We start from the raw sequence: 20,957 nt of genomic DNA, 5'->3' as shown, positions 1-20,957 counted from the left end.
TCCTGAGGGTTCAGGTCGAAGAGGATAGCAGCCGTGCGATGCGCGCGTCCTTGTCCGCCCAGAGCTGGTTGATCCAGGCCTGCACGCGCTCACGGTGCTCGGGGTCGTTCTGGTAGTCGCCGCCGCGCAGCTCGTCGGGGATGGGCGTGACCTGCACATCGACCCGGATTTCTGGGATGCGATTGGCAAACAGGGCGCCGAGCTCCCCGGCGCCTTCGGGGTAGACGATGGTCACGTCGACCAGGGTGTCGAGGGAGTCGCCCATCGCATCGAGCACGAAGCCCGTGCCGCCGGCGCGTGGCTTGAGCAGATGCTCGAGGGGGCTGTCCTGGCGGTCGTGCTTCGCCTCCGTGAAGCGCGTGCCCTCGACGAAATTGACCACCGAGACCGGGATTCGCTGGAACTTGGCGCAGGCGCGACGGGTGGCCTCGATGTCACGGCCGGCCAGCTCGGGGCGACGCTCGATCTGGGCGCGGGTATAGCGCTTCATGAAGGGGAAATCCAGCGCCCACCAGGCCAGACCCAGGGCCGGCACCCAGATCAGCTGGCTCTTCAGGAAGAAGCGCAGCAGGGGCAGGCGACGGTTGAACAGCTTCTGCAGCACCGGGATGTCGACCCAGCTCTGGTGATTGCACAACACCAGGAAATGCCCGTCCAGCTGCGGTTCGGGCAGGCCGTCGACGACGATGCGCGTGTCGGTCAGATGATCGAACATCCAGCTGTTGACGTCGATCCAGCTGGCGGCGATCGCCATCAGGACGCGATCGCAGACGCCCCGGACGGCGTCGAAGCGCAGCACCATCTTGACCAGGGACACCAGCAGCAGCGGGATCACATGGACCAGGGTGTTGAGACTGAGCAGCGAGGCGGCGGTGAGCACTCGCAGGCCGGCGATCAGCTTGGAGAACATGATGGGATTATCTCATGGTCTGCCGTCGATGCCGCCGGAGCTGCTGGGGCATAATTCCCGTTTCCGAATTCACCGCACGTGAGGTGCCGCATGCCCAGTTTCGACGTGGTTTCCGAAGTCGATCATCACGAACTCGCCAACGCCGTCGACCAGGCCAACCGCGAAGTCACTACACGCTTCGACTTCAAGGGCACGGACTCGAGTTACGAGCTCAAGGAGCTGCTCATCACCATGAAGACCGAGTCGGACTTCCAGCTCGATCAGATGCTGGACATCCTCTACTCGAAGATGACCAAACGCGGCATCGACCTGGACTGTGTCGAGGTCGGTGAGTCCGTCATCATGGCCAAGACCGCCACCCGGCCGGTGACCGTGCGCGAAGGCATCGACACCGACCTGGCCCGGAAGATCGTCAAGCTGGTCAAGGGCTCCAAGCTCAAGGTGCAGGCGGCGATCCAGGGTGATCAGGTCCGCATTACCGGCAAGAAGCGCGACGATCTGCAGGAGGCCATCGCGCTCCTCAAGGGCGAGGAACTCGGCCTGCCCCTGCAGTTCAAGAACTTCCGCGACTGATCGGCAGACGCCTATTGGTGGGTCACCGCCGGTTTCATCGGCGCCAGCAGGGCGATCAGCTGATTCTCCAGCGCGTAGGGGATGTCATTGGCGCGCATGGCGATCTGGAAGTCCTCGACCAGGGCGTTGAACTCGGCGTCGTTGATCTCCAGCGCGAAGTGCGCCTCTTCCATGGATAGGCCTTCATAGGTACAGGGGCCTCCAGCGAGCTCGCAGATCTGTTCGGTCAGACGGAGCTGCAGGTTGTCGAGGTCCGTGTCCTCGAACAGGAAGTTGATCCGCTCGTCCGCCAGCACCTCGGCCAGGCCGGCGCGGACGATCGCATCGATGGCCTCGTAGCCGCCCAGACGCTCGTAGAGTGAACGGTCCTCGCCGCTGAGCTGCTCGTAGAAGGTCCGGTCGTAGTTCTTCAGGCTGGAGCTCTCGTCGGCGTCATTGGTCGGGACGCCGCCGCAGGCGCTCAGGATCAGCGCGCCCAGGGCCACGCCAAGGGTCTTGTTGCTGTAGTTCATTGGCGATATCTCCTGATCAGAACGAGGCCTGGAGCGACAGATAGGCCGCTTCCGAATCCGGCTGGAAGGGCAGGTTGCCCAGATCGACGTAGGCCGCGGTCACGGCCAGGGTCTTGTTCGGGAACCAGGCGAGGAAAAGATCCCAGGCGTCGTTTTCTTCGGCCAGATCCGGTGCGCCGAGCAGGCCGAGCACCGGCTGGTCGGCGAGACGGTTGCTCTGGGTCCGGTACTCTCCGCCCAGCACCACCGTGGGTGTAAGGAACAGGGCTGCCGAGAGCTCGAATTCCAGCTCATGGCCGTCGTTCAGGTCCAGGCGCTCGCCGGTCAGCGGGTTGATGACTTCCCGGCCGAAGCCCAGCAGGCCGAAGGCATTGGCGCGGGTCGCACGGACCGTGCCGTTCAGCAGCAGATTGCGACCGAAGGGCACGCCCAGCAGCACCTTGCTGGCGGACAGGTAGACGTCCGTGCCGTGCGAATCCCTGGCGCCGAGCAGGGCAGGAATCCCGACCTCGCCCAGGTAGGGCAGGTCGACACCGCCACCGAAGTCGCGGTTGCGCTTGTGCTGGATGCCCAGCGAGACCTGCGGCAGCCAGGAATCCTGCGCGTAGACTGCGTCGCCGAACAGGCGGAGCTTGGCGTGGTAGATGTCCATGTCGATCAGGGCATTGCTGGCCACGCCCGGATCGGCGGGGCCGAGCAGGGGCTCCAGGCCGCCGATCAGGGCGCCGGCGGTGGACTGGATGACGAAGGAATCCACGTTCAGGCGCTGGCGCGTGTAACCGAACTCGAAGCGGTCGAAGAGGCCGAACTTGAAGCCGGCCGACTGCAGTCCGTAGCGATCCGTGTGCAGGTAGGTGTAGTGGGCCGCGCCGCCGATCTCGTCCTCCGTACCGTAGCCGGTGATCAGGGCCCAGGGGCTCAAGCCGCCGCCGGCCGCGCCTTCGAACTGGCTGACACCACCGGTGGCCAGCAAGCGCCCACCGGCCGCTTCTGCGCTCGGCAGAAATATGAGTCCCAGACCCAGCCCGGCAAGGATTGCTATGGCGTGCTTCATTCGGTCTCCTGGCTGCATGATGGTGGTAGAGGGCCCGAGTGTAGCGCCGATCGATCGCCTTCACGCCAACGGGGTCCGCTGGCAGCAGCTTGTCGTGGCTGCGCCAGGCGGGGATACTCTCTGACCGCCGACCACGTCACGCCGCAGCAAAGGGGTTTCACCGCGTGCCAGCCACCAGTTTTCTGATCAATCCCGTTGCCGGGGGGCACCGCGGTCGCACGGAACATCCCCTCGCCGAGCGGATTCGGGCCCTGATGCCGGAGGCGGAGATCTGCCTGACCTCAGCCCCGGGCGATGCCGAGCGCCTGGCCCGGGAGCGCTCCCTGGACGACGACCGCCTGGTGGTGGCGGTGGGCGGCGACGGCACGGTCCACGAGGTGGCCCGTGGCCTGGTCGGAGGGCGCGCCTTGATGGGCGTGCTGCCGGTCGGCTCCGGCAACGATTTCGCCCGCATGTTGTTGAGCCCGACCGAGCCCGAAGCGGCCCTGGCCTGGTTCGCCGAGGCGAAGCCGCGGGCCTGTGACGTCGGCCAGGTGCGATTGCAGACGGTGGCGGGGCAGGTGATCGAAGGGCATTTCGTCAATTCCCTCGGCATCGGCTTCGAGGCCGAGGTGGCCGCCAGTGCGGGCCAGGCGAAGGTCTTTCGTGGTTTCTCGCGCTATCTGGTCGCGGCCCTGGTGCACCTGTTTTCCTACCGGGCACCCGAGATGCAGCTGCGCTGGAACGACCAGGCCATCGAGGATCGGCAATTCCTGATCGCGGTGGGCAATGGCCAGAGCGCCGGCGGTGGCTTTCGGTTGACGCCGGAGGCCGAGATCGACGATGGCAAGCTCGACCTCTGCCGGGCCGACGCCCTGCCCATCCATCGTCTGCTTCGGATCCTCCCCAGCGTCCTGCGCGGAACGCACGGCCGCTTCGCCGGCGTCCATGCCGATCGCATCGAGCGGATCAGCGTCGATTGTCCGGCAGGCGTGGGAGTCCATGGCGATGGCGAGATTCTCGCGCGCGACGCGGTGCGGATCGAAGTCAGCGTGCTGGCGGGGGCTTTGCGGCTGCTTGGTTGAAAGAAGCGAGCCCGTGCCCGCTTGTGAATTCAGCAGAAGCCAGTGGCTCTGGGTATTACTCAATCTACCGCGCGGCCCACTAGAAGTAGGCTATGCCGTCCGTTTCGCCGATTTCGGAACACCGGACCAACTTGCCCTCGAGCTCGTCAGCTTGCTGGAGCCGCGCTTCCAGGTCGGTAAAGGATGAGTCGGGCAGGTCGGCGTCCGCGTTCGAGTAAGCCGAGATCTTGATCAGGTCCTGATCCGGAAATGGATGGACAATCACCATCCGCACTATCGGCTCGCTGACATAGCCGATCGCCCCGTCCAGCATCGTATGACGTCTCAGCTGGTGTAGTTGGCTCCATGGGTCAATCAAGCTCAGGACCCTGGTCTTCTCGCTCACGTCCGTGACGGCCCAACATGCCGAAGCGGGCACAGGAGTCTGGCCGCTGCTAGCCAAAGCGGAGACCAGTACCAGCAGCGGAAACATCGTGATGGCGCCTAACCGAGGCATGCTCGGGCGGTGCCAGCTAAGGAACCTGGCAGCTGGGGCCGAACCAGCCGCAGCCAACATCGCACCTCACGCAGGTACCGCAACAGGCCCAGGGGGATCCGCCGCAGTATTGATATGCGCAGTTGGTCGATCTCGATTGATTTCCTTCACCGAGCTGATCGGAAAAGAGGGCTTCTCGTTCGAGAGCGGAAGCTCGTTCTGCCACCACGCCGATCTGAAGCGAATCGCCGTTCGAGTCAATGGTCGCGATGCTGGATGCTTCGCCTTCTAGAACCAGCATCTTGAATCGTTTGACCTCTCTGTTGCCCGAAGGCACCCATTCAAAATCGATTTCGATCTGGTCCGTGCCTGAAGCAGACGGTTTGAGAGTAAGGGACCCTGCCAGATCGGTCGCTGTTTCTGCAGCCGAGGCCAACGTGACTTCGGCGGAACTGCTTTCAAGCATCATGATTCGGAGCGATCGATGCTCCTCATCGGTGCCCAGCTCCAGGTCAATTACGAATACGTCCAGGCGATCGGCGTTGTCGGCGGTTGCAGTGGAAATTCCGACCACAAGCAATGCCAGCACAAGAACTGAGCTCAGTGAATTCATGGAATTATCCCCAAAAAAATAGCCAACTTTAGCCATCGTGTGGATTGCAGATATTGCTGTCAAGCGCCGCCAGTCCATGTCCAAGACGTTTCCAACAGCCCGGGGCCGCCGGTAGGTCGGGCCAGCGCAGGTCGGCCCCACGCGGCCGACGGACCATGCCCCAGCAATCTCCGTCAACCCGACGGCGCAATGCCCCAGCCATCGCAGGGAACCCGACACACGAATATCCCGGGCACCATCGAGCAACAGCAATGCGATGTTGATTGTCGAATTGACGGAGACCTCTTCAACATGGTCCGTCGGGCACGTGGGCCCGACCTACGGCCAATACGATGCCTGACCGAGGCCACAAACGTAGGTCGGCCCCACGTGGCCGACGGTCCATGCCCCAGACATCTCCGTCAACCCGACGGCGCAATGCCCCAGTCATCGCAGGGAACCCGACTCACGGATATCGCAGGCATCACCGAGCCACGGCAAGGCGAGGTTGATTGTCGAAATTGTCGGAGACGCCTTCAACATGGACCGTCGGGCACGTGGGCCCGACCTACGGCCAACCGCGCCCGGCTTTCGATCCCGCTTGACGGTCCCGTCGCTACTTCACCCGCCACCGCGTCCTGCCGCCGGCACGAAGCGGGACGCCGGGCTGGCCGCCGAAGTCGACTTCATCGGGGATCGCTTCGTCCGCCCGCTCCAGGGTGATCGTGTCGCCGTTGCGGGGCAGGCGGTAGAAGTCGGCGCCGAAATGGCTGGCAAAGCCCTCCAGCTTGCCCAGGGCGCCCGCGTCTTCGAAGGCTTCCGCGTACAGGGGCATGGCGTGCAGGGCCGTGTAGATGCCGGCACAGCCGCAGTCCGATTCCTTCGCCGCCTTCGGGTGCGGGGCGGAGTCCGTGCCCAGGAAGAACTTCGGGCTGCCGCTGGTGGCCGCCGCCACCAGGGCCTGGCGGTTCTGCTCGCGTTTGAGCACCGGCAGGCAGTAGTGGTGCGGGCGCAGGCCGCCCTCGAAGATGGCGTTGCGGTTGAGCAGCAGGTGATGGACCGTGATCGTGGCGGCCAGATTGTCCGGGCCAGAGCGGACGAAGTCCGCGGCGGCTTCGGTGGTGATGTGTTCCAACACCATCGGCAGCTTGGGGAAGCGGTCGACGAGGCGCTCGAGCTCGCGGTCGATGAACTCGGCTTCGCGGTCGAAGATGTCGATCTCGTGATCCGTGACCTCGCCGTGCATCAGCAGGGGCAGGCCGACTTCTTCCATGGCGGCAAGGACATGATCGACCTTCTTCAGATCCGTCACGCCCGAGTCGGCATTGGTCGTCGCACCGGCCGGGTAGTACTTCACCGCATGGACGAAGGGGTGCTCGGCGGCGCGATGGATCTCTTCCGGCGTGGTCGACTCGGTGAGGTACAGGGTCATCAGCGGCTCGAAGTCCGTCTCCTCGTCCAGCACCGCAACGATCCGGTCGCGGTAGGCCACGGCCTGTTCCACCGTCGTCACCGGTGGCTTCAGGTTCGGCATGATGATCGCGCGGGCGAACTGGCGCGCCGTGTCGGGCACGACGGAGGCGAGCATGGCGCCGTCGCGCACGTGCAGGTGCCAGTCATCGGGGCGGGTCAGGGTGATCGAGTCGCTCATGCTTCGAAGCCGTTGGATGGAATGCAGTCGCCAGTTTAGCGAATCAGGATGTGGCGATGACCCCGGCCCGGCATAATGTCGGCTGGTTCCCATGAGCAGATGCCGACATGAGCGACTCCCGTGACTTCGACCTGATCGTGCTGGGCGCGACCGGTTTCACCGGCCAGCTGCTGGCCGAGTACCTGATGGGCCGCCACGGCGTCGGCGGCGATCTGCGCTGGGCCCTGGCCGGGCGCAACGAGAACAAGCTCCAGGCCGTGCGCGAGCAGCTGGGGTCGGATGCCGCCGAGCTGCCGCTGCTGGTGGCCGACAGCCATGATCGAGCATCGCTGGATGCGATGGTGGCGAAGACGAAGGCCGTCTGCTCGACGGTCGGGCCCTATGCCCTGCACGGTTCCGAACTGGTCGCGGCCTGCGCGAGCTCGGGCACGGACTACTGCGATCTGACCGGCGAGGCGCCCTGGATCCGACGCATGATCGACGCCCATCAGGCCGAGGCGGAAGCCAGCGGCGCTCGTCTCGTGCACTGCTGCGGCTTCGACTCCATTCCATCCGACCTCGGCGTCTGGTTCCTTCAGCAGGCCGCGCTGGAAAAGTACGGCCAGCCCTGCACGAAGATCCGCATGGGCGTCGAGCGCATGCGCGGCACCATGTCCGGCGGCACCTCGGACAGCATGCTCAACATCATCGAGGAAACGCGCGCCAATCCCGAAGTCGCGAAGATCGCCAGCAATCCCTACGCGCTCTGTCCGCCGGAGCAGCGCAAGGGTCCGCGTCAGCCCTACGTCAAGAAGCCCGAGTTCGACAAGAACCTCAACAGCTGGCTGGCGCCCTTCATCATGGCAGCGATCAACACGCGCGTGGTGCATCGCTCGCACGCCCTGCAGGGCCGTCCCTGGGGCGAGGATTTCCTGTACGACGAGTCGACGATGATGGGCCGCGGTTTCGCCGGCCGTCGCCGCGCCTGGGGCATGGCCCTGGGGCTCGGTGGCTTCGCCCTCGGCGCCAGCTTCGGGCCGACCCGCAAGCTCCTCAAGAAGCGCCTGCCCAAGGCCGGCGAGGGTCCTTCGAAGGAGCAGCGCGAGAAGGGGTTCTTCAAGCTGTTGTTCGATGGCCATACGGCCGTCGGCCAGCGCCTGCGGGTTCGGGTCACCGGTGATCGTGACCCCGGCTATGGCTCGACCTCCAAGATGCTGGGTGAAGCCGCCTTCACCCTGGCCACCGATCTGCCGCGCGATGCGCTCGCCGGGGGCTTCTGGACCCCCTCCACGGCCATGGCCGAGCGCCTGCTACCGCGTCTCCAGGAGCATGCCGGACTGAGCTTCGAGGTGCTGGACGACTGATTCACGGCCCTGTACGATTGTTTTCGTCGAGGTCTTGACAGGGGCGGGCAGTCTATCTACTATCGGAGTCGTAGATAAATACGAAGAAATTCGTAATAAGGTCGGATGCCGTTGTTTCAGCGCTTGATCCGATGGCCCACTGACCGCTGGCCCGAGTCCACATTGACCCAAAGGAATGTTGTCACCATGAACCGAATTCTCACCATCAGCCTGCTTGCCCTGTTCACGGCCGCCTGCGCCGGCGGCGGACAGAACAACCGAAGCTCCGGCAGCGAGCTCGAGCCGCCGCCGTTTGCCAACGAGCCGCGCAACGTCGACGTCGATGAGTATCTGGAGTTTCTCGACGAGCTGGCCGTGGCCATCGGCGAAGGCGTGCCTCGCGAGCTCAACACCCGCGAGCGTGAGCAGTACCGCGATGCCGACACCCGTCTGCGTTCCATCCTGGAGCCGGTCTCCAACGTCAGCGAGCTCAGCGACGAGAACCAGCTGACGGTCTTCAACCTGCACCAGGAGCTGCAGGGCATCGTGGTCGGCGATCCCGAGAACTACCTGATCTGCTCGCGTCGCAGCACCGTCGGGACCCACTTCAAGCGCACCACCTGCATGCCCGCCGGTGACTTCCGTCGCCAGCAGGAGCGCAACCGCGAAGCCCTTCGCAACCGCCTCGGCCCGGGCCCGATGCCGGTGCTGCAAACGCCCTGACAGGATCCGAACCAGCCGCCGCGTCCACCGGGCGCGGCGGCTTAACTTCTGATTAATGCTCGATTTACCTGCCAGCCCCTAGACTGATCGGACGTTGACAGTCACAGATAGAGGGTTTGCTCATGTTTCGATCCATCGCTCGCTTTTCCGTTCTTTCGCTGGCGCTCGGCGCGCTCGGCGCACAGGCGCAGGACCCGGATCCCCGCGTCTACTTCGACACCGACCGTGGCCCGATCATCGTCGAGCTCGATCCGCTCAACGCACCGGTCACCACCCAGAACTTCCTCGACTACGTCGAAGCCGGCTTCTACGATGGCCTGGTCTTTCACCGCATCTTCAACGACTACATCATCGAGGGCGGTGCCTTCGATCGTGATGGTGCCCCGCGCATCCCCATGTTCGACCCGATCCCCAGCGAGGCGGACAATGGCCTGCTGAATGTGACCGGGACCATCGCCATGGCCAATGGCGGTGACACGGACGGCGCCCAGGCGGGGTTCTACTTCAATATGGGTGACAACGATGTCCTCGATGGTGACTACACGGTCTTCGGAGAGGTCATTGCCGGCCAGCGCACCCTGAATGACATCGAAAGCGCCGGTCGCACGATCGATCCGGACGATGGCTCGGTCACCTCGCTGCCCTTCTCGCCGACGGTGATCCGGCGCGCCGTGGCCTATCTGGGCGATTTCCCCATCCTGCCCCTGCACAGCGGTTCCTGGTTCTCGCCGGCGAGCGCCGGGGCGGGCTTCGCCGTCGAGGTCACCCAGGACGCTTCCAACGAGTCCGGCCCGATCGTCGTGGTCTACTGGTATGACTTCAACAACGGTCAGCCGATGTGGCTCACGGGCTCCAACAGCTTCGAGTACGGGGCCACCGAAGTCGAGATCGAGCTGATCGGCGTGCCGGCGCCGGAAGGATCGGTCGATTTCCAGCAGCCGCCTGCGGGCGAGGACTTCACGGTGCAGGGCACGGTGACGATCGCCTTCGAAAGCTGCTCCGCCGGGACCTTCAGCTACGACCTGACCGATTTCGGCAGCGGGGAGATTCCGGTCACCCGACTGACCCTGCCGAGTGGCAGCAGCTGTCAGGCCTTCCAGCACGGCCAGAACTGATTCTTCGCTGATCTTCGGGCGCGGCGGCGACTGGCCGCCGCGTCTGGACTTTGACGGGCAAGGCGGGTAGCGTAGCGCCTCGAAATCCCGTCGCCATTCCGGAGCCCCATGACATGCTGCGTCTGAACCTCATCAGCTTCCTGCTTCTTTCGCTGATCGCCTCCCAGAGCCTTGCCCAGAATCCCCAGAACCCGCGCGTGGTGATGGAAACCGACCGCGGGCCGATCTTTCTCCAGCTCGATGCGGACAATGCGCCGGTGACGACGGAGAACTTCATCAACTACGTGGACGAGGGCTTCTTCGATGGCCTGATCTTCCACCGGGTCGTCGATGACTTCGTGGTGCAGGGCGGTGGCTTCGATCGCAACTACGAGTATCGCGCGCCGACCCAGCCGAACATCGTCAACGAGGGCAACAATGGCCTGCTCAACGTCGAGCGCACCATCGCCATGGCGCGAGCTTCCGCGTTGAACTCGGCCAATTCCCAGTTCTATTTCAACCTCGGTGCCAACGACAATCTCGACGGCGGCTATGCCGTTTTCGGAGAGGTGATCGGCGGCTGGGCCACGGTCCAGGAGATCGCCGGCCTGAGCACCGGCATCCAGACGACGCCGGGTGGCAACTTCCCCGACACGCCGATGACCCCGCCGGTCATCCAGCGCGCCTACCAGTTCAGCGACTTTCCGATCATGTCGGTCCACTCCGGTTCCTGGTTCGATCCGAACAACGGCGGCGTCGGTTTCAATATCGAGGTCACCAATCAGGGCACGGAAGATGATCAGCCGATCGTCAACCTGTACTGGTACGACTTCTCGGAAGGCAACCAGATCTGGCTGGTTGGCACCGCCGGCTTCGACTGGGGCGACAGCGAGGTCACGATCGGTCTTCTCGGTGTCGTCACGCCGAACGAAACGACCGACTTTCAGACCCCGCCGGAAGGCAGTGCCTTCACCTCGCGGGGCACGATCACGGTCAGATTCAACGACTGCAACAGCGGCCAGTTCAGCTACGATCTGCCCGACTTCGGCAGTGGTCAGGTCGATGTGGCCCGGCTGACCGTGCCGGATCGCATCCGCTGCGATCGCTACCAGCTCGACTGAGTCTTGACCCCACCCTATCGGCCCATGGTTCATGCTGTGGGCTGATCGTCACCGGGAGTCAAAGCGATGAGCTATTTCGAGTGTCCCCAGGCGCGTATCGAGGCCTGCGAGCAGGCCGGCATCCGCCAGGTCATCGTTCCGAGAACCCGCGACATCGGCGGCTTCGAGGTCGCCCGCGTGCTGCCTTCGGCCCAACGCCGGACCGTCGGCCCCTTCGTCTTCTTCGATCAGATGGGCCTGGGTCGTTTCCAGCCGGGCCGGGGTCTCGACGTGCGGCCGCATCCCCACATCGGCCTGGCCACGGTGACCTATCTCTACTCGGGCGAGCTGATGCATCGCGACAGCCTGGGCACGGAGATGGTGATCCGCCCCGGCGCGGTCAATCTGATGACCGCCGGGCGCGGCATCGTCCACTCCGAGCGCACGCCCGAGGGCAGCCGACGCACGGAAAGCGAATTGTTCGGCCTGCAGGCCTGGCTGGCCCTGCCGGTGGAAAAGGAAGAGATCGACCCGGCCTTCTCGCACCATGCCGCCGATGAGCTGCCGGTGATCGAAGACCGCGGCCTGGCGGTGCGACTGCTGGCCGGCGATGCCTTCGGCGCCAGCTCGCCGGTGCCCACCCACAGCGAGACCCTCTACGCCGACCTCCAGTTGCAGGCCGGGGCTCGGGTGCCGATCGACAGCCCCCACGAAGAGCGTGCTCTCTATCTGGCCGAGGGCGCGGTCGAGATCGATGGCCAGTCCTACCAGGCCGGGCAGCTGCTGGTGCTTGCGCCCGTTGCCGCCTTGACCCTGTCGAGCCGGGGTGGCGCACGCGTGGCCCTGCTGGGTGGTGAGCCGCTGGACGGCCCGCGCCACCTCTGGTGGAACTTCGTGTCGTCGCGCAAGGAGCGCATCGAACAAGCGAAAGCCGATTGGAAGGCCGGTCGTTTCGAGCCCGTGCCCGAAGAGAACGACTGGATTCCCTTGCCCGAACGCTAAGGAGATTCCGCTGCGGGCTCGGGCAGCGTCAGCCAGCCGGCCCGTACCCGCGAGCCGCGGCGCCCGCCTTCGGTCCAGGCCAGCAGCACGCGACCCTCGCCGAGGGCCTGCAGGCGCGGAAAGCCGCTGACCCGACCGCCGTCCAGGCTCAGCAGATCCCATTGGCCGGCCAGCCGACCGTCCAGGTCGAAGCGGGCCAGGCGCAGCGTCGAACCGGAAGCCGTCTCCGTCAGCCAGCTCAGCAAGACGCCGTCCTCGACCCAGCTCAGGTCGACGCGCCCCAGAGCCGTGCCCGCATCCAGGGTCTGCGGCGCCGCGAAGTGCTCGCCCGCGTCCGAGGAAAATGCCAGTCGCACTCTGGGCTCGTTGTCTGCCATCGTGAACCAGGCCACGACCACGGTCTGATCCCGGCCGAGCACCCCGGGCCCGTTGACGGGGCAGGCAGCGATCTGCCAGCCATCGGCGTGCACGGCTTCGGGCTCGGTCCATTCGCCCTCGAGTCGACGGGTGATGAAGATGTCCCGAATCTCGTCCTCGCTGCGGTCCCGGTAGACCACGACCGGTCCCGCGTCGGTCATGGCCGAGGCCGTGGCGCAGCAGTCGCAGACCCGCTCGTCGAGCAGGGCTTCATGGGAAAGCTCGCCAAGGCCATCGATGCGGGCCGTCCGGAGGGTCATCGCGCCATGGCCGTGCGAGTCGTGTCCGGAATGCCCCTGGTCGACCGCGGCCGGTTGCGTCTCGCGACCGTCCAGCCAGACCGCATGGAGTGCGCCGGAGTGGTCCCGGAAACTGCTCACGAAGCCGTGCTCGGTCAGGGTGCCGTCGCGGTGCGGCGAGAAGGGCGAGGACCAGTGCGCACCTTCATCGGTGCTGATGGCCATGACCACGTCGTAGGCATAGGTGCCCTGGCCGGAACGCTGCAGCCAGTGGACCAGCCACCGTCCGTCACCACCGACATGAATGGCCGGGGTATCGGCCCAGTTGGCAAAGAATCCGTCGCCCTCGACGATCGTCATGGCCTCGCCGAAGCGGTCGCCATCGAAGTCCGCCAGGCGTAGCCGGTGACCGCTCTCGGTCACTTCCAGCCAGCTGAGCAGGATCCGGCCATCGTCCAGGGCCGTCAGGCCGGGCGCCAGGCTGGAGCCTTGGGTGGGCAGGTCGAGTGGCTGGAGCTCCAGGGCAAATGTGGCCTGGCCGAGCAGGGCGGCCAGAAGGATCGGGATCAGTGGGCGCATGCCCCGATTATGCCGACAATGCAGCCGCCGATCATGCCTCCGTCAGCGCCGTGAGCACCTCCACGCAGTCGCCGCCGACCTTGAACTCCAGCAGTCCATCCGCGCGGGTGCGGCCGTCGTTGATCGCGACCACGGGCCGGCCCAGGGCGCGAGCCCCGCGCACGATACGGAAGCCGGACATCACCACCAGCGAGGAGCCGACCACGAGCAGGCCATCGCAGGCCGCCAGCGCCGCTTCGATCCGTTCGGCGCGCTCGGGCGGTACGCTCTCGCCGAAGAACACCACGTCGGGCTTCAGGCGCCCGCCGCAATTCGCACAGTCCACCACCTCGAAGCCGGGGTAGGCGCTGGCATCGAGCTCGGCGTCGCCATCGGGTCGGTAGCCGAGCACTTCGGGCCGCCAGTTCGGATTACGCGCCAGCAGTGCCTCCTGCAGCGCGTTGCGGGTGATTCCTTCCCCGCAGTCCAGGCAGCTGACCCGGTCGAGGGCGCCGTGCAGTTCGACCAGGGCTTCGGAGCCCGCCGCGCGGTGCAGGCCATCGACGTTCTGGGTGACCAGCAGCTCGATCCGCCCGTCACCCTCCATCGCCGCCAAGGCCCGATGCGCCGAATTGGGTTGCGCGGTCTGCATCATCGACCAGCCGAAGAAACTCCTCGCCCAATAGCGCCGCCTAGTGGCCGCCTCGGCGATGAAGTCCTGGTACAGGATCGGATCGCGACGCAGCCATTTGCCCTGCGCGTTGCGATAGGCCGGAATGCCCGAGCGGGTACTCAGGCCTGCCCCCGTCAGCACCAGCAGGCGAGGGTGAGCATCGACGAAGGCACGCAGATCATCGAGCGTCGCGCTGGGCGCATCGGACTGGTCGCCGACCTGCAGGCTCGGTACGCGGATGAGTTTGGAACTGGCCATGGCGAGAGTATATGCAGCCCCTGACAAGGCCAGGTCGGAGGCGCCGCGGTCCGGTCATCGGGCGAACGCGATGGGGCTTCGATCCGCATCGAGCTCCCGGCGCCCGCGCCGTAGGTCGGCCCCACGCGGCCGACGACCGGAGAATCCGGAAATCTGCGGCGGTGGGTTTCCTGGTCTGGATTCCATTCATGCCTCCTGTCGTCGAATTGACGGAGAAGACGGCGACATGGACCGTCGGGCACGTGGGCCCGACCTACGCGGGGGGCGATATGTATGATGCAGCTTTGCCCAAGGTGGATCGCCCCATGCCCCATTCTCCTGATGACGTGCTCCACTTCTGGTTCGAGGAGCTCGAGCCCGCCCAGTGGTGGCAGAAGGACACCGAACTGGATCGCCGGATCGCCGAGCGTTTCGGCGAGCTGCACGCTCGCGCCTGCCAGGGCGAACTGTTCGCATGGCGCTCGACGCCGCGAGGCCGCCTGGCCGAAGTGATCGTGATCGATCAGTTCTCGCGCAATATCCATCGCGATTCAGCCGCCGCCTTCGCGGCCGATGGCATGGCCCTGGCCCTGGCTCAGGAGGCCGTGGCCGGGGGGCACGACGCGGAACTGAGCACGACGGAGAAGGCCTTTCTCTACCTGCCCTACATGCACTCCGAATCCGCGCGCATCCACGAGGAGGCCGTGCGCCTGTACTCAGCCCCGGGCCTGGAATACAACCTGGAGTTCGAACACAAGCACAAGGTGATCATCGACCGCTTCGGGCGCTACCCGCACCGCAATGCCATCCTCGGGCGCAGGTCCACGCCCGAAGAAATCGACTTTCTGAAGGGGCCCGACTCCTCGTTCTGAGCCGGGCCGAAGGGAAGGGCGCCGAGCCGAAGGCGGTCCGGCGCCGGGTGATCAGCCCTTGTTCTGAGTGACCGACAGGGTCTTGCTCAGGCTGGCCACGACCGAACCGATATCGGTCAGCTCGGCCGGCAGGATCAGGGTGTTGTTCTCCTTGGCGAGCTTGCCGAACTCCTTCACGTACTGCTCGGCAATGCGCAGGCTGACCGCATCCGAACCGCCCGGCTGGTTGATGGCGGCGGCGATGCGCTCGATCCCGGCAGCGGTGGCCTCGGCGATCAGGGTGATTTCCTCGGCCTGACCCTTGGCTTCGTTGATCTGCTTCTGCATGTCACCTTCGGAGACGTTGATCGTCTCCTGCTTCATGCCCTCGGAGACGTTGATCTTGGCCTCGCGGGCACCCTCGGACTCGGCGACCACGGCGCGACGCTCGCGCTCGGCGCGCATCTGCTTCTCGAGGGCATCGCGGATCGTTTCCGGCAGCACGATGTCGGCGACTTCATAGCGCAGCACCTTGATGCCCCAGGGCTCGGAGGCTTCCGACAGCACTTCGACGACCTTCTCGTTGATGACGACGCGCTCCTCGAAGCTCTTGTCGAGGTCGATCTTGCCGATCACCGAGCGCAGGGTGGTCTGGGCCAGCTGCATGGCGGCGAAGCGGTAGTCGGCGATGCCGTAGGAGGCCAGCTTGGGGTCGATGACCTGCATGTAGATCACGCCGTCGACGTGGATCTGGATGTTGTCCTTGGTGACACAGGCCTGCTGCGGCACGTCGATCGCTTCTTCCTTCAGCGTGTGCTTGTAGGCCACCTTGTCGATGAAGGGAATCATCAGGTGGAAACCGGCGTCGAGCACGCTGTGGAAGCGACCGAGTCGCTCGACCACGTAGGCCGATCGCTGCGGCACGATCTGGGCGGTCTTGGCGATCGCCACGACCACGATGGCCAGGACGATCAGGGAAAGAATGGTGGCGAAATCCATGAGTGTTGGCTCCCGAATGGATGATCAGAAAAGGGTTGGGGGATTCAATCGTCCGCTGGCGGCTCGGCGGTGGGGCGCTGGGCCGAGACCTGCAGGGTGATGCCACGATGGCCGATGACCCAGACCGTGGCGCCTTCGGCATGATCGCCGTCCTCGCTCTCGGCCTTCCATTCGACCCCGCTCAGGCGCACCTGACCGACGCCGTCGTTGAAGGCGCGGGTCACGGTGACACGCTCACCGCGGCTGGCGATCAGGTCCTTGTCGCCGTCCCAGCGATCCGAGACCTTGCCGCGGAACCAGACCTTGATCCGATCACGGGCGAACAGCAGCGCGCCCACCGACAGGACGGCGAAGACCACGATCTGCTCGGGCAGCTCGTTCAGCAGGCCGAAGGCGGTCAGGATGCCGACCAGCAGAGCACCGACGCCGAAGAACACCGCGATGATCCCGGTCAGGAAGAACTCCGAGAGGATCAACAGGGCGCCAAGAATCAGCCAGAACCACGATTGCTCGACCATGAGCTGCTCCCCTGAACAATGAAAGAACGCTCTCGATTATAGACCGATCCGGAGCTGTTCCCGGCGCCTCAGTCGAGGGCGCGATCGGCCACGATGATGCCGTTGGCGTCGGCGTAGACATGCTCGCCCGGCTCGAATCGGACTCCGCCGAAGTGCACGGGAACATCGAGCTGGCCCTCGTCGCGGCGAACGCTCTTGATCGGCACGGAGCCCAGGGCGAAGACGCCGAAATCGATCTCGGCCAGCACCTCGACGTCGCGGCAGGCGCCGTGGATGATCACTCCGGCCCAGCCCTGTTCGGCGGCTTTTGCCGCGATCATGTCGCCGATCAGGGCGTGGCGGAGCGAGCCGCCGCCGTCGACCACGAGCACGCGGCCTTCGCCGGGCTCGGCGAGGCGTTCCTTGACCCGGGAGTTGTCCTCGAAGCACTTCACGGTCGAGATGGGTCCTCCGAAGCGCTTGCGGCCACCGTAGCTTTGCCAGTGCAGGCCGGTGACCACGCGGACGTGTTCGGCGTGAGCATCACAGAGATCGGGGGTCGATTGCATGCGCTGGACTTCCGTGTTCGGGTTCGACGCCATTATGCCCCGTCGACCGCGTGGCACAATTTTCCGATCGAAATCGCTAGACCCCCCAATCGTTAGACTTTTTTTGGGAGCTCAAGATGTTTCGATGGATCCTGGCGCTGGTCGCCATCGCTGCGGCCAGCCTGGCCGTGCCCGTGCTGGCGCAGACGCCGCCGGTGTTCAGCAAGGGCTTCACGCCGCCGACGATCACCGTGTCGGGCCAGTCGACGCTGGTCTACACGCTCGACAACTCGGCCAATGGTGCAGCCGCGACGGCGGTGGATTTCACCGAAGTCTTCCCGCCCGGCATGACCATCGCGCCGACGCCCAGTGAAGCGACCACCTGCATCGGCGGAACGCTGACGGCCGTCGCCGCCACCGATACCTTCTCCTATACGGGCGGGGAAATCCCCGCGAGCGCCAGCTGTACCGTCAGCGTGGCGGTGGTCGTCAATGCCATCGGCAGCTACCCGACCACCTCGGGTGATCTGACCAGCAGCTTCGGCAACAGCGGCACGGCCTCGGCCACCCTGGTGGCGGTCATCGACCAGAACCTCTCCGTGACCGGCATCTATGCGCCCAGCCTGACCGCGGCCAGCACCCTGGACATCGCGGTTCAGAACCTGAGCGCCACGGATGCCGTCAACGCGCCCATCGAGATCAGCGTGACCGGCACCAACAGCGGCACCGTGACCGTGTCCGAAACGATCGCCCTGGTGCCCGCCAACACCACGTTGATCTACACCACCGCCAATGCCTTCGATCTGAGCGCGGACAGCGCCTTCGCCTTCGAAGCGACCACGCCGAGTTCCAACCTGGCCAACGATACCTTCATCTCGGACGCCTGGCGGACCAGCCCGGTCAAGGAAGACTTCGAAGGCCGCACGGTTGCGAGCTATCAGCAGGACAGCTTGTTGCCCGAGGTCCCGGGCTTCAGCTACCTCCAGAGTTCTGCCGGTGGGCGCATCACCCTGCGGACGGATTTCGACCCGGACGGCCAGCGCATCCTGTCCATGGATAACCCGGGCGCTGGTGGTCTGAACCACACGATCCTGAGCTTCGATGCCACCTCGATTCCGGCCGGTCAGGAAATCTTCCTGGACTTCAACTGGTACGACCACGGCGATGAGGGCGATTTCCAGGACATCGTCGAGCTGCGCGGTTCGCCCCTCGACCCCTGGATCGAGATCTACGACTTCGCGGCCAATTCCAACAACGGCGCCTGGACCAATGTCAACGGCATCGAACTGACGGCCTTCCTGACCGCCAACACCCAGACGCTCACCGACCAGGCGCAGCTCCGCTTTTCCCAGACCGATAACTTCCCGATCAACACCGATGGCATCAGCCTCGATGACATCGTGGTCGGCCCCTCGCTGAAGTTCAGCAAGGCCTTCGCGCCGAGTCTCGTGGCCCTGGGTGACAGCTCGACCCTGACCTTCTTCCTGAACAACAACAACGGCACTCTGGACTCGATGGGGGTCGATTTCATCGACAACCTGCCGGCGGGCATGAACGTGGCCACGCCGTCCAACGCCAGCACCGACTGCGCCGGTGGCACGCTCACGGCCTCCGACGGAGCCGCGGTCATTATCTACACCGGTGGCACCGTTCCGGCCGGCACCAGCTGCACGGTCACCGTCGATGTCGTGACTTCGCTGCCCGGCGGCCTGGTCAACATCAGTGGCGATGCCACCTCGTCGGCGGGCAACAGCGGCCCGGCCGAGGCCACCCTGATCGTGACCGATCTGCCGATCTTCACCAAGGCCTTCGGGCCCAACCCGACCCAGGTGGGCGTGCCCTCGACCCTGAGCTTCACGATCGACAATCTGGACAACGTCGTGAGCGTGACGGCCCTGGACTTCACCGATCCGTTGCCCGCCGGCATGGTCGTGGCCACGCCTGCCAATGCATCGACCACCTGCCTCGGCGGCTCGATCACGGCAGCGGCCGGCTCGTCCTCGATCAGCTATACCGGCGGCAGCGTCGACCTTGGCACGGTCTGCAGCGTCTCGGTCGATGTGGTGGTCCAGGAACCGGGCAACTATCTGAACACGTCCGGTGACCTGACCAGCAGCCTGGGCAACTCGGGTCCGGCCACGGACACCCTGGTCGTCGATTCCGTGCCGCTGGACTTCAGCAAGTCCTTCGCCCCCGTCGGCACCGATGTCGGCGTGCCGGCCACCCTGAGTTTCACGATCGACAACCCCAATGCGGCCCAGGCCCTGAGTCTGGCCTTCACCGACGTGATGCCGGCAGGTCTGGTCGTGGCCAACCCGGCCAATGCGACCAACAGCTGCATCGCATCGACCCTGGTGGCCAACCCGGGAAGTGGGACGATCGAACTGACCGGCGGCGAAGTCCCGGCGTCGGATTTCTGTGTCATCTCCGTCGATGTGGTCAGCGACCAGCCCGGCATCTTCGACAACATCACCGGCAACCTGACGTCCAATATGGGCACCAGCGCACCGGCCACGGCGCAGCTGATCGTCGGCGCGGACGTGCCGTCCCTGACCATGGTCTTCACGCCGGTCAGCACGCCGGTGGGTGTGCCCTCGACGATGACCCTGACCCTGGACAATACGACCAATGCCGCCCCGGCACTGGACGCGGCCTTCGGCAACGCCTTGCCGGCGAATCTGGCAGTGGCGGCGGTGCCCAACGCCAGCAATACCTGTGGCGGTACGCTGACGGCGGCCGCGGGCACGGTCAGCTTGAGTGGTGGCACGATCCCGGCCAACGGCAGCTGCACGGTCGAAGTCGATCTGGTCAGCGCCATCCCCGGGGTCTACACCAACACCACGAGCACGCTGACGACCAGCTTCGGGACGAACTCCTCGGCGCAAGCCACGCTGACGGTCATCGGTGATGTGCCGGTGTTTCACAAGGCCTTCGGCGCCCCGATGACGCCGGTGGGTGCGCCAGTCAACCTGATCTTCACCCTGGACAATTCGGCCAATGCCGCGCCGGCCAGCAACGCGACGTTCACCGACCCGATGCCGGCCGGCCTGGTCGTGGCCAATCCGGCCAATGTCAGCAACACCTGCGGCGGCATCTTCGACGCGGGGCCGGGCAACGGCACGGTGACCCTCTCGGGTGGTTCGGTGCCGGCCTCGGGCAGCTGCACGATCTCGGTGAGCGTGGTCAGCAATCTGCCGGGTGACATCACCAACCTCACCGGCGATCTGACCTCCAGCCTGGGCAACAGCGGTCCGGCGAGCGCCAGCCTGATGATCCTGGGCACGCCGCCGCAGTTCACGATCGGCTTCAACCCGACCACCATCGCGCCGAGCGAACCGTCGACGGTCACCTTCACGATCGACAACGGCTCGACGCCGATCGCCGCCACCGGCCTGGCCTTCAGCGTGACCCTGCCGCCGGGCCTCTGGTTCGTCGAGCCGGTCGCTCCGGTCGATACCTGCACGGGTGGGACGGTCAGCGTCGTGGGCGACACGCTGAGCTACAGCGGTGGCAGCGTGCCGGCCAATGACAGCTGCAGCATCAGCGTCCAGGTCACCGCAGCGAGTGGTGCTTACACCCTGAGCTCGACCTTGAATTCGGATCTGGGAAGCTCCCCGAGCTCCGATGCCACGGCGGGGCTGAGCGTGATGGCCTTCCCGGTGCCGACCCTGTCGAACTGGGGTCTGCTCACGCTGATGCTGCTGATGGGTCTGATGCTGGTGATCGGCCAGCGCCGACTTTTCGCTTGAGCGGCTTCAGCCGCCGGCGCACTCGAGCCGGCGGCCTCCGGGCAAAGGAAAACCGGCGGGTCTCCCCGCCGGTTTTTTCTGGTTCTCCTCGTTCTGTCCGGAGTCGGACCAGTGGCT

General features: G+C 65.3%; 20 protein-coding genes. 9 read left to right on the top strand and 11 right to left on the bottom strand.

The features are described 5' to 3' along the window. Nucleotides 1–10: 10 nt before the first annotated feature. On the bottom strand, nt 11–910 hold the full coding sequence (locus tag WM2015_RS14625; RefSeq protein WP_049726756.1) for an acyltransferase: 900 nt from the start codon (nt 908–910) through the stop codon (nt 11–13). 90 nt (nt 911–1,000) lie between these two features. Between WM2015_RS14625 and WM2015_RS14620 the strand changes: the two genes are divergently transcribed. Beyond that, complete coding sequence (locus WM2015_RS14620) at nt 1,001–1,483, top strand: YajQ family cyclic di-GMP-binding protein (protein ID WP_049726755.1); 483 nt, start codon at nt 1,001–1,003, stop codon at nt 1,481–1,483. 11 nt (nt 1,484–1,494) lie between these two features. On the opposite strand, the gene WM2015_RS14615 is transcribed toward WM2015_RS14620, so the two are convergent. Together WM2015_RS14615 and WM2015_RS14610 are read right to left on the bottom strand one after the other, a co-directional pair. Next, nucleotides 1,495–1,995: a group I truncated hemoglobin gene (locus WM2015_RS14615; RefSeq protein WP_049726754.1), complete on the bottom strand. Its 501-nt coding sequence runs from the start codon at nt 1,993–1,995 to the stop codon at nt 1,495–1,497. Between the two features lie 16 nt (nt 1,996–2,011). Continuing rightward, nucleotides 2,012–3,049 (bottom strand): DUF3034 family protein, encoded by a 1,038-nt coding sequence (locus tag WM2015_RS14610; protein ID WP_245609779.1) that lies wholly within the window; start codon nt 3,047–3,049, stop codon nt 2,012–2,014. A 164-nt stretch (nt 3,050–3,213) separates the two neighbouring features. On the opposite strand from WM2015_RS14610, the gene WM2015_RS14605 reads away from it, so the two are divergent. Continuing rightward, a complete protein-coding gene (locus tag WM2015_RS14605; protein WP_049726752.1) occupies nt 3,214–4,113 on the top strand; it encodes a diacylglycerol/lipid kinase family protein in 900 nt (299 codons plus the stop codon). 79 nt (nt 4,114–4,192) lie between these two features. On the opposite strand, the gene WM2015_RS14600 is transcribed toward WM2015_RS14605, so the two are convergent. From WM2015_RS14600 to pyrC, 3 genes are all read right to left on the bottom strand, one after another. Then, nucleotides 4,193–4,585, bottom strand: a complete 393-nt coding sequence (locus WM2015_RS14600) for a hypothetical protein (protein ID WP_156201268.1) — start codon at nt 4,583–4,585, stop codon at nt 4,193–4,195. Between the two features lie 40 nt (nt 4,586–4,625). After that, nucleotides 4,626–5,279, bottom strand: a complete 654-nt coding sequence (locus WM2015_RS15970) for a hypothetical protein (RefSeq protein WP_156201266.1) — start codon at nt 5,277–5,279, stop codon at nt 4,626–4,628. A gap of 517 nt (nt 5,280–5,796) precedes the next feature. Further along, complete coding sequence (pyrC, locus tag WM2015_RS14595; protein WP_049726750.1) at nt 5,797–6,831, bottom strand: dihydroorotase; 1,035 nt, start codon at nt 6,829–6,831, stop codon at nt 5,797–5,799. Nucleotides 6,832–6,938: 107 nt separating this feature from the next. Between pyrC and WM2015_RS14590 the strand changes: the two genes are divergently transcribed. From WM2015_RS14590 to WM2015_RS14570, 5 genes are all read left to right on the top strand, one after another. Then, the gene (locus WM2015_RS14590) at nt 6,939–8,174 is read left to right on the top strand and encodes a saccharopine dehydrogenase family protein (RefSeq protein WP_049726749.1); all 1,236 of its coding nucleotides are present in this window, start codon (nt 6,939–6,941) and stop codon (nt 8,172–8,174) included. A gap of 186 nt (nt 8,175–8,360) precedes the next feature. Further along, nucleotides 8,361–8,876: a hypothetical protein gene (locus WM2015_RS14585; RefSeq protein WP_049726748.1), complete on the top strand. Its 516-nt coding sequence runs from the start codon at nt 8,361–8,363 to the stop codon at nt 8,874–8,876. A 122-nt stretch (nt 8,877–8,998) separates the two neighbouring features. Next, nucleotides 8,999–9,991, top strand: a complete 993-nt coding sequence (locus WM2015_RS14580) for a peptidylprolyl isomerase (RefSeq protein ID WP_049726747.1) — start codon at nt 8,999–9,001, stop codon at nt 9,989–9,991. Between the two features lie 113 nt (nt 9,992–10,104). Next, complete coding sequence (locus WM2015_RS14575) at nt 10,105–11,091, top strand: peptidylprolyl isomerase (protein ID WP_049726746.1); 987 nt, start codon at nt 10,105–10,107, stop codon at nt 11,089–11,091. Nucleotides 11,092–11,157: 66 nt separating this feature from the next. Continuing rightward, nucleotides 11,158–12,072, top strand: a complete 915-nt coding sequence (locus WM2015_RS14570; RefSeq protein WP_049726745.1) for a pirin family protein — start codon at nt 11,158–11,160, stop codon at nt 12,070–12,072. Here the strand turns inward: WM2015_RS14570 and WM2015_RS14565 are convergent. Beyond that, nucleotides 12,069–13,307: a hypothetical protein gene (locus WM2015_RS14565; protein ID WP_049726744.1), complete on the bottom strand. Its 1,239-nt coding sequence runs from the start codon at nt 13,305–13,307 to the stop codon at nt 12,069–12,071. The two genes, WM2015_RS14570 and WM2015_RS14565, sit on opposite strands and share 4 nt — an antisense overlap. A gap of 31 nt (nt 13,308–13,338) precedes the next feature. Beyond that, the gene (locus WM2015_RS14560; protein ID WP_049726743.1) at nt 13,339–14,217 is read right to left on the bottom strand and encodes an NAD-dependent protein deacetylase; all 879 of its coding nucleotides are present in this window, start codon (nt 14,215–14,217) and stop codon (nt 13,339–13,341) included. A 305-nt stretch (nt 14,218–14,522) separates the two neighbouring features. Here WM2015_RS14560 and WM2015_RS14555 point away from each other — a divergent pair, with 305 nt between their 5' ends. Beyond that, nucleotides 14,523–15,068 carry a DUF924 family protein gene (locus WM2015_RS14555; protein WP_049726742.1) on the top strand — a complete coding sequence of 182 codons (546 nt, stop codon included), beginning with the start codon at nt 14,523–14,525 and terminating at the stop codon, nt 15,066–15,068. Between the two features lie 51 nt (nt 15,069–15,119). Here the strand turns inward: WM2015_RS14555 and WM2015_RS14550 are convergent, their stop codons facing one another. From WM2015_RS14550 to rraA, 3 genes are all read right to left on the bottom strand, one after another. Continuing rightward, on the bottom strand, nt 15,120–16,046 hold the full coding sequence (locus WM2015_RS14550; RefSeq protein WP_049726741.1) for an SPFH domain-containing protein: 927 nt from the start codon (nt 16,044–16,046) through the stop codon (nt 15,120–15,122). A gap of 44 nt (nt 16,047–16,090) precedes the next feature. Then, nucleotides 16,091–16,564: an NfeD family protein gene (locus WM2015_RS14545; protein WP_049726740.1), complete on the bottom strand. Its 474-nt coding sequence runs from the start codon at nt 16,562–16,564 to the stop codon at nt 16,091–16,093. Between the two features lie 68 nt (nt 16,565–16,632). After that, nucleotides 16,633–17,112: a ribonuclease E activity regulator RraA gene (gene rraA, locus WM2015_RS14540; RefSeq protein WP_049727112.1), complete on the bottom strand. Its 480-nt coding sequence runs from the start codon at nt 17,110–17,112 to the stop codon at nt 16,633–16,635. Between the two features lie 116 nt (nt 17,113–17,228). On the opposite strand from rraA, the gene WM2015_RS14535 reads away from it, so the two are divergent. Next, the gene (locus WM2015_RS14535) at nt 17,229–20,840 is read left to right on the top strand and encodes a beta strand repeat-containing protein (protein WP_049726739.1); all 3,612 of its coding nucleotides are present in this window, start codon (nt 17,229–17,231) and stop codon (nt 20,838–20,840) included. Nucleotides 20,841–20,957: the final 117 nt, after the last annotated feature.

Source organism: Wenzhouxiangella marina, assembly GCF_001187785.1.
Lineage (GTDB): Bacteria > Pseudomonadota > Gammaproteobacteria > Xanthomonadales > Wenzhouxiangellaceae > Wenzhouxiangella > Wenzhouxiangella marina.
Note: the sequence above shows the minus strand (reverse complement) of the source record. Positions and strands in the feature narration are given on the sequence as shown.

Coding starts and splice junctions, on each gene's coding strand:
- WM2015_RS14625 (WP_049726756.1), bottom strand. CDS start 910: ATGTTCTCCAAGCTGATCGCCGGCCTGCGAGTGCTCACCGCCGCCTCG.
- WM2015_RS14620 (WP_049726755.1), top strand. CDS start 1,001: ATGCCCAGTTTCGACGTGGTTTCCGAAGTCGATCATCACGAACTCGCC.
- WM2015_RS14615 (WP_049726754.1), bottom strand. CDS start 1,995: ATGAACTACAGCAACAAGACCCTTGGCGTGGCCCTGGGCGCGCTGATC.
- WM2015_RS14610 (WP_245609779.1), bottom strand. CDS start 3,049: ATGAAGCACGCCATAGCAATCCTTGCCGGGCTGGGTCTGGGACTCATA.
- WM2015_RS14600 (WP_156201268.1), bottom strand. CDS start 4,585: ATGTTTCCGCTGCTGGTACTGGTCTCCGCTTTGGCTAGCAGCGGCCAG.
- WM2015_RS15970 (WP_156201266.1), bottom strand. CDS start 5,279: ATGGACTGGCGGCGCTTGACAGCAATATCTGCAATCCACACGATGGCT.
- pyrC (WP_049726750.1), bottom strand. CDS start 6,831: ATGAGCGACTCGATCACCCTGACCCGCCCCGATGACTGGCACCTGCAC.
- WM2015_RS14590 (WP_049726749.1), top strand. CDS start 6,939: ATGAGCGACTCCCGTGACTTCGACCTGATCGTGCTGGGCGCGACCGGT.
- WM2015_RS14585 (WP_049726748.1), top strand. CDS start 8,361: ATGAACCGAATTCTCACCATCAGCCTGCTTGCCCTGTTCACGGCCGCC.
- WM2015_RS14580 (WP_049726747.1), top strand. CDS start 8,999: ATGTTTCGATCCATCGCTCGCTTTTCCGTTCTTTCGCTGGCGCTCGGC.
- WM2015_RS14575 (WP_049726746.1), top strand. CDS start 10,105: ATGCTGCGTCTGAACCTCATCAGCTTCCTGCTTCTTTCGCTGATCGCC.
- WM2015_RS14570 (WP_049726745.1), top strand. CDS start 11,158: ATGAGCTATTTCGAGTGTCCCCAGGCGCGTATCGAGGCCTGCGAGCAG.
- WM2015_RS14565 (WP_049726744.1), bottom strand. CDS start 13,307: ATGCGCCCACTGATCCCGATCCTTCTGGCCGCCCTGCTCGGCCAGGCC.
- WM2015_RS14560 (WP_049726743.1), bottom strand. CDS start 14,217: ATGGCCAGTTCCAAACTCATCCGCGTACCGAGCCTGCAGGTCGGCGAC.
- WM2015_RS14555 (WP_049726742.1), top strand. CDS start 14,523: ATGCCCCATTCTCCTGATGACGTGCTCCACTTCTGGTTCGAGGAGCTC.
- WM2015_RS14550 (WP_049726741.1), bottom strand. CDS start 16,046: ATGGATTTCGCCACCATTCTTTCCCTGATCGTCCTGGCCATCGTGGTC.
- WM2015_RS14545 (WP_049726740.1), bottom strand. CDS start 16,564: ATGGTCGAGCAATCGTGGTTCTGGCTGATTCTTGGCGCCCTGTTGATC.
- rraA (WP_049727112.1), bottom strand. CDS start 17,112: ATGCAATCGACCCCCGATCTCTGTGATGCTCACGCCGAACACGTCCGC.
- WM2015_RS14535 (WP_049726739.1), top strand. CDS start 17,229: ATGTTTCGATGGATCCTGGCGCTGGTCGCCATCGCTGCGGCCAGCCTG.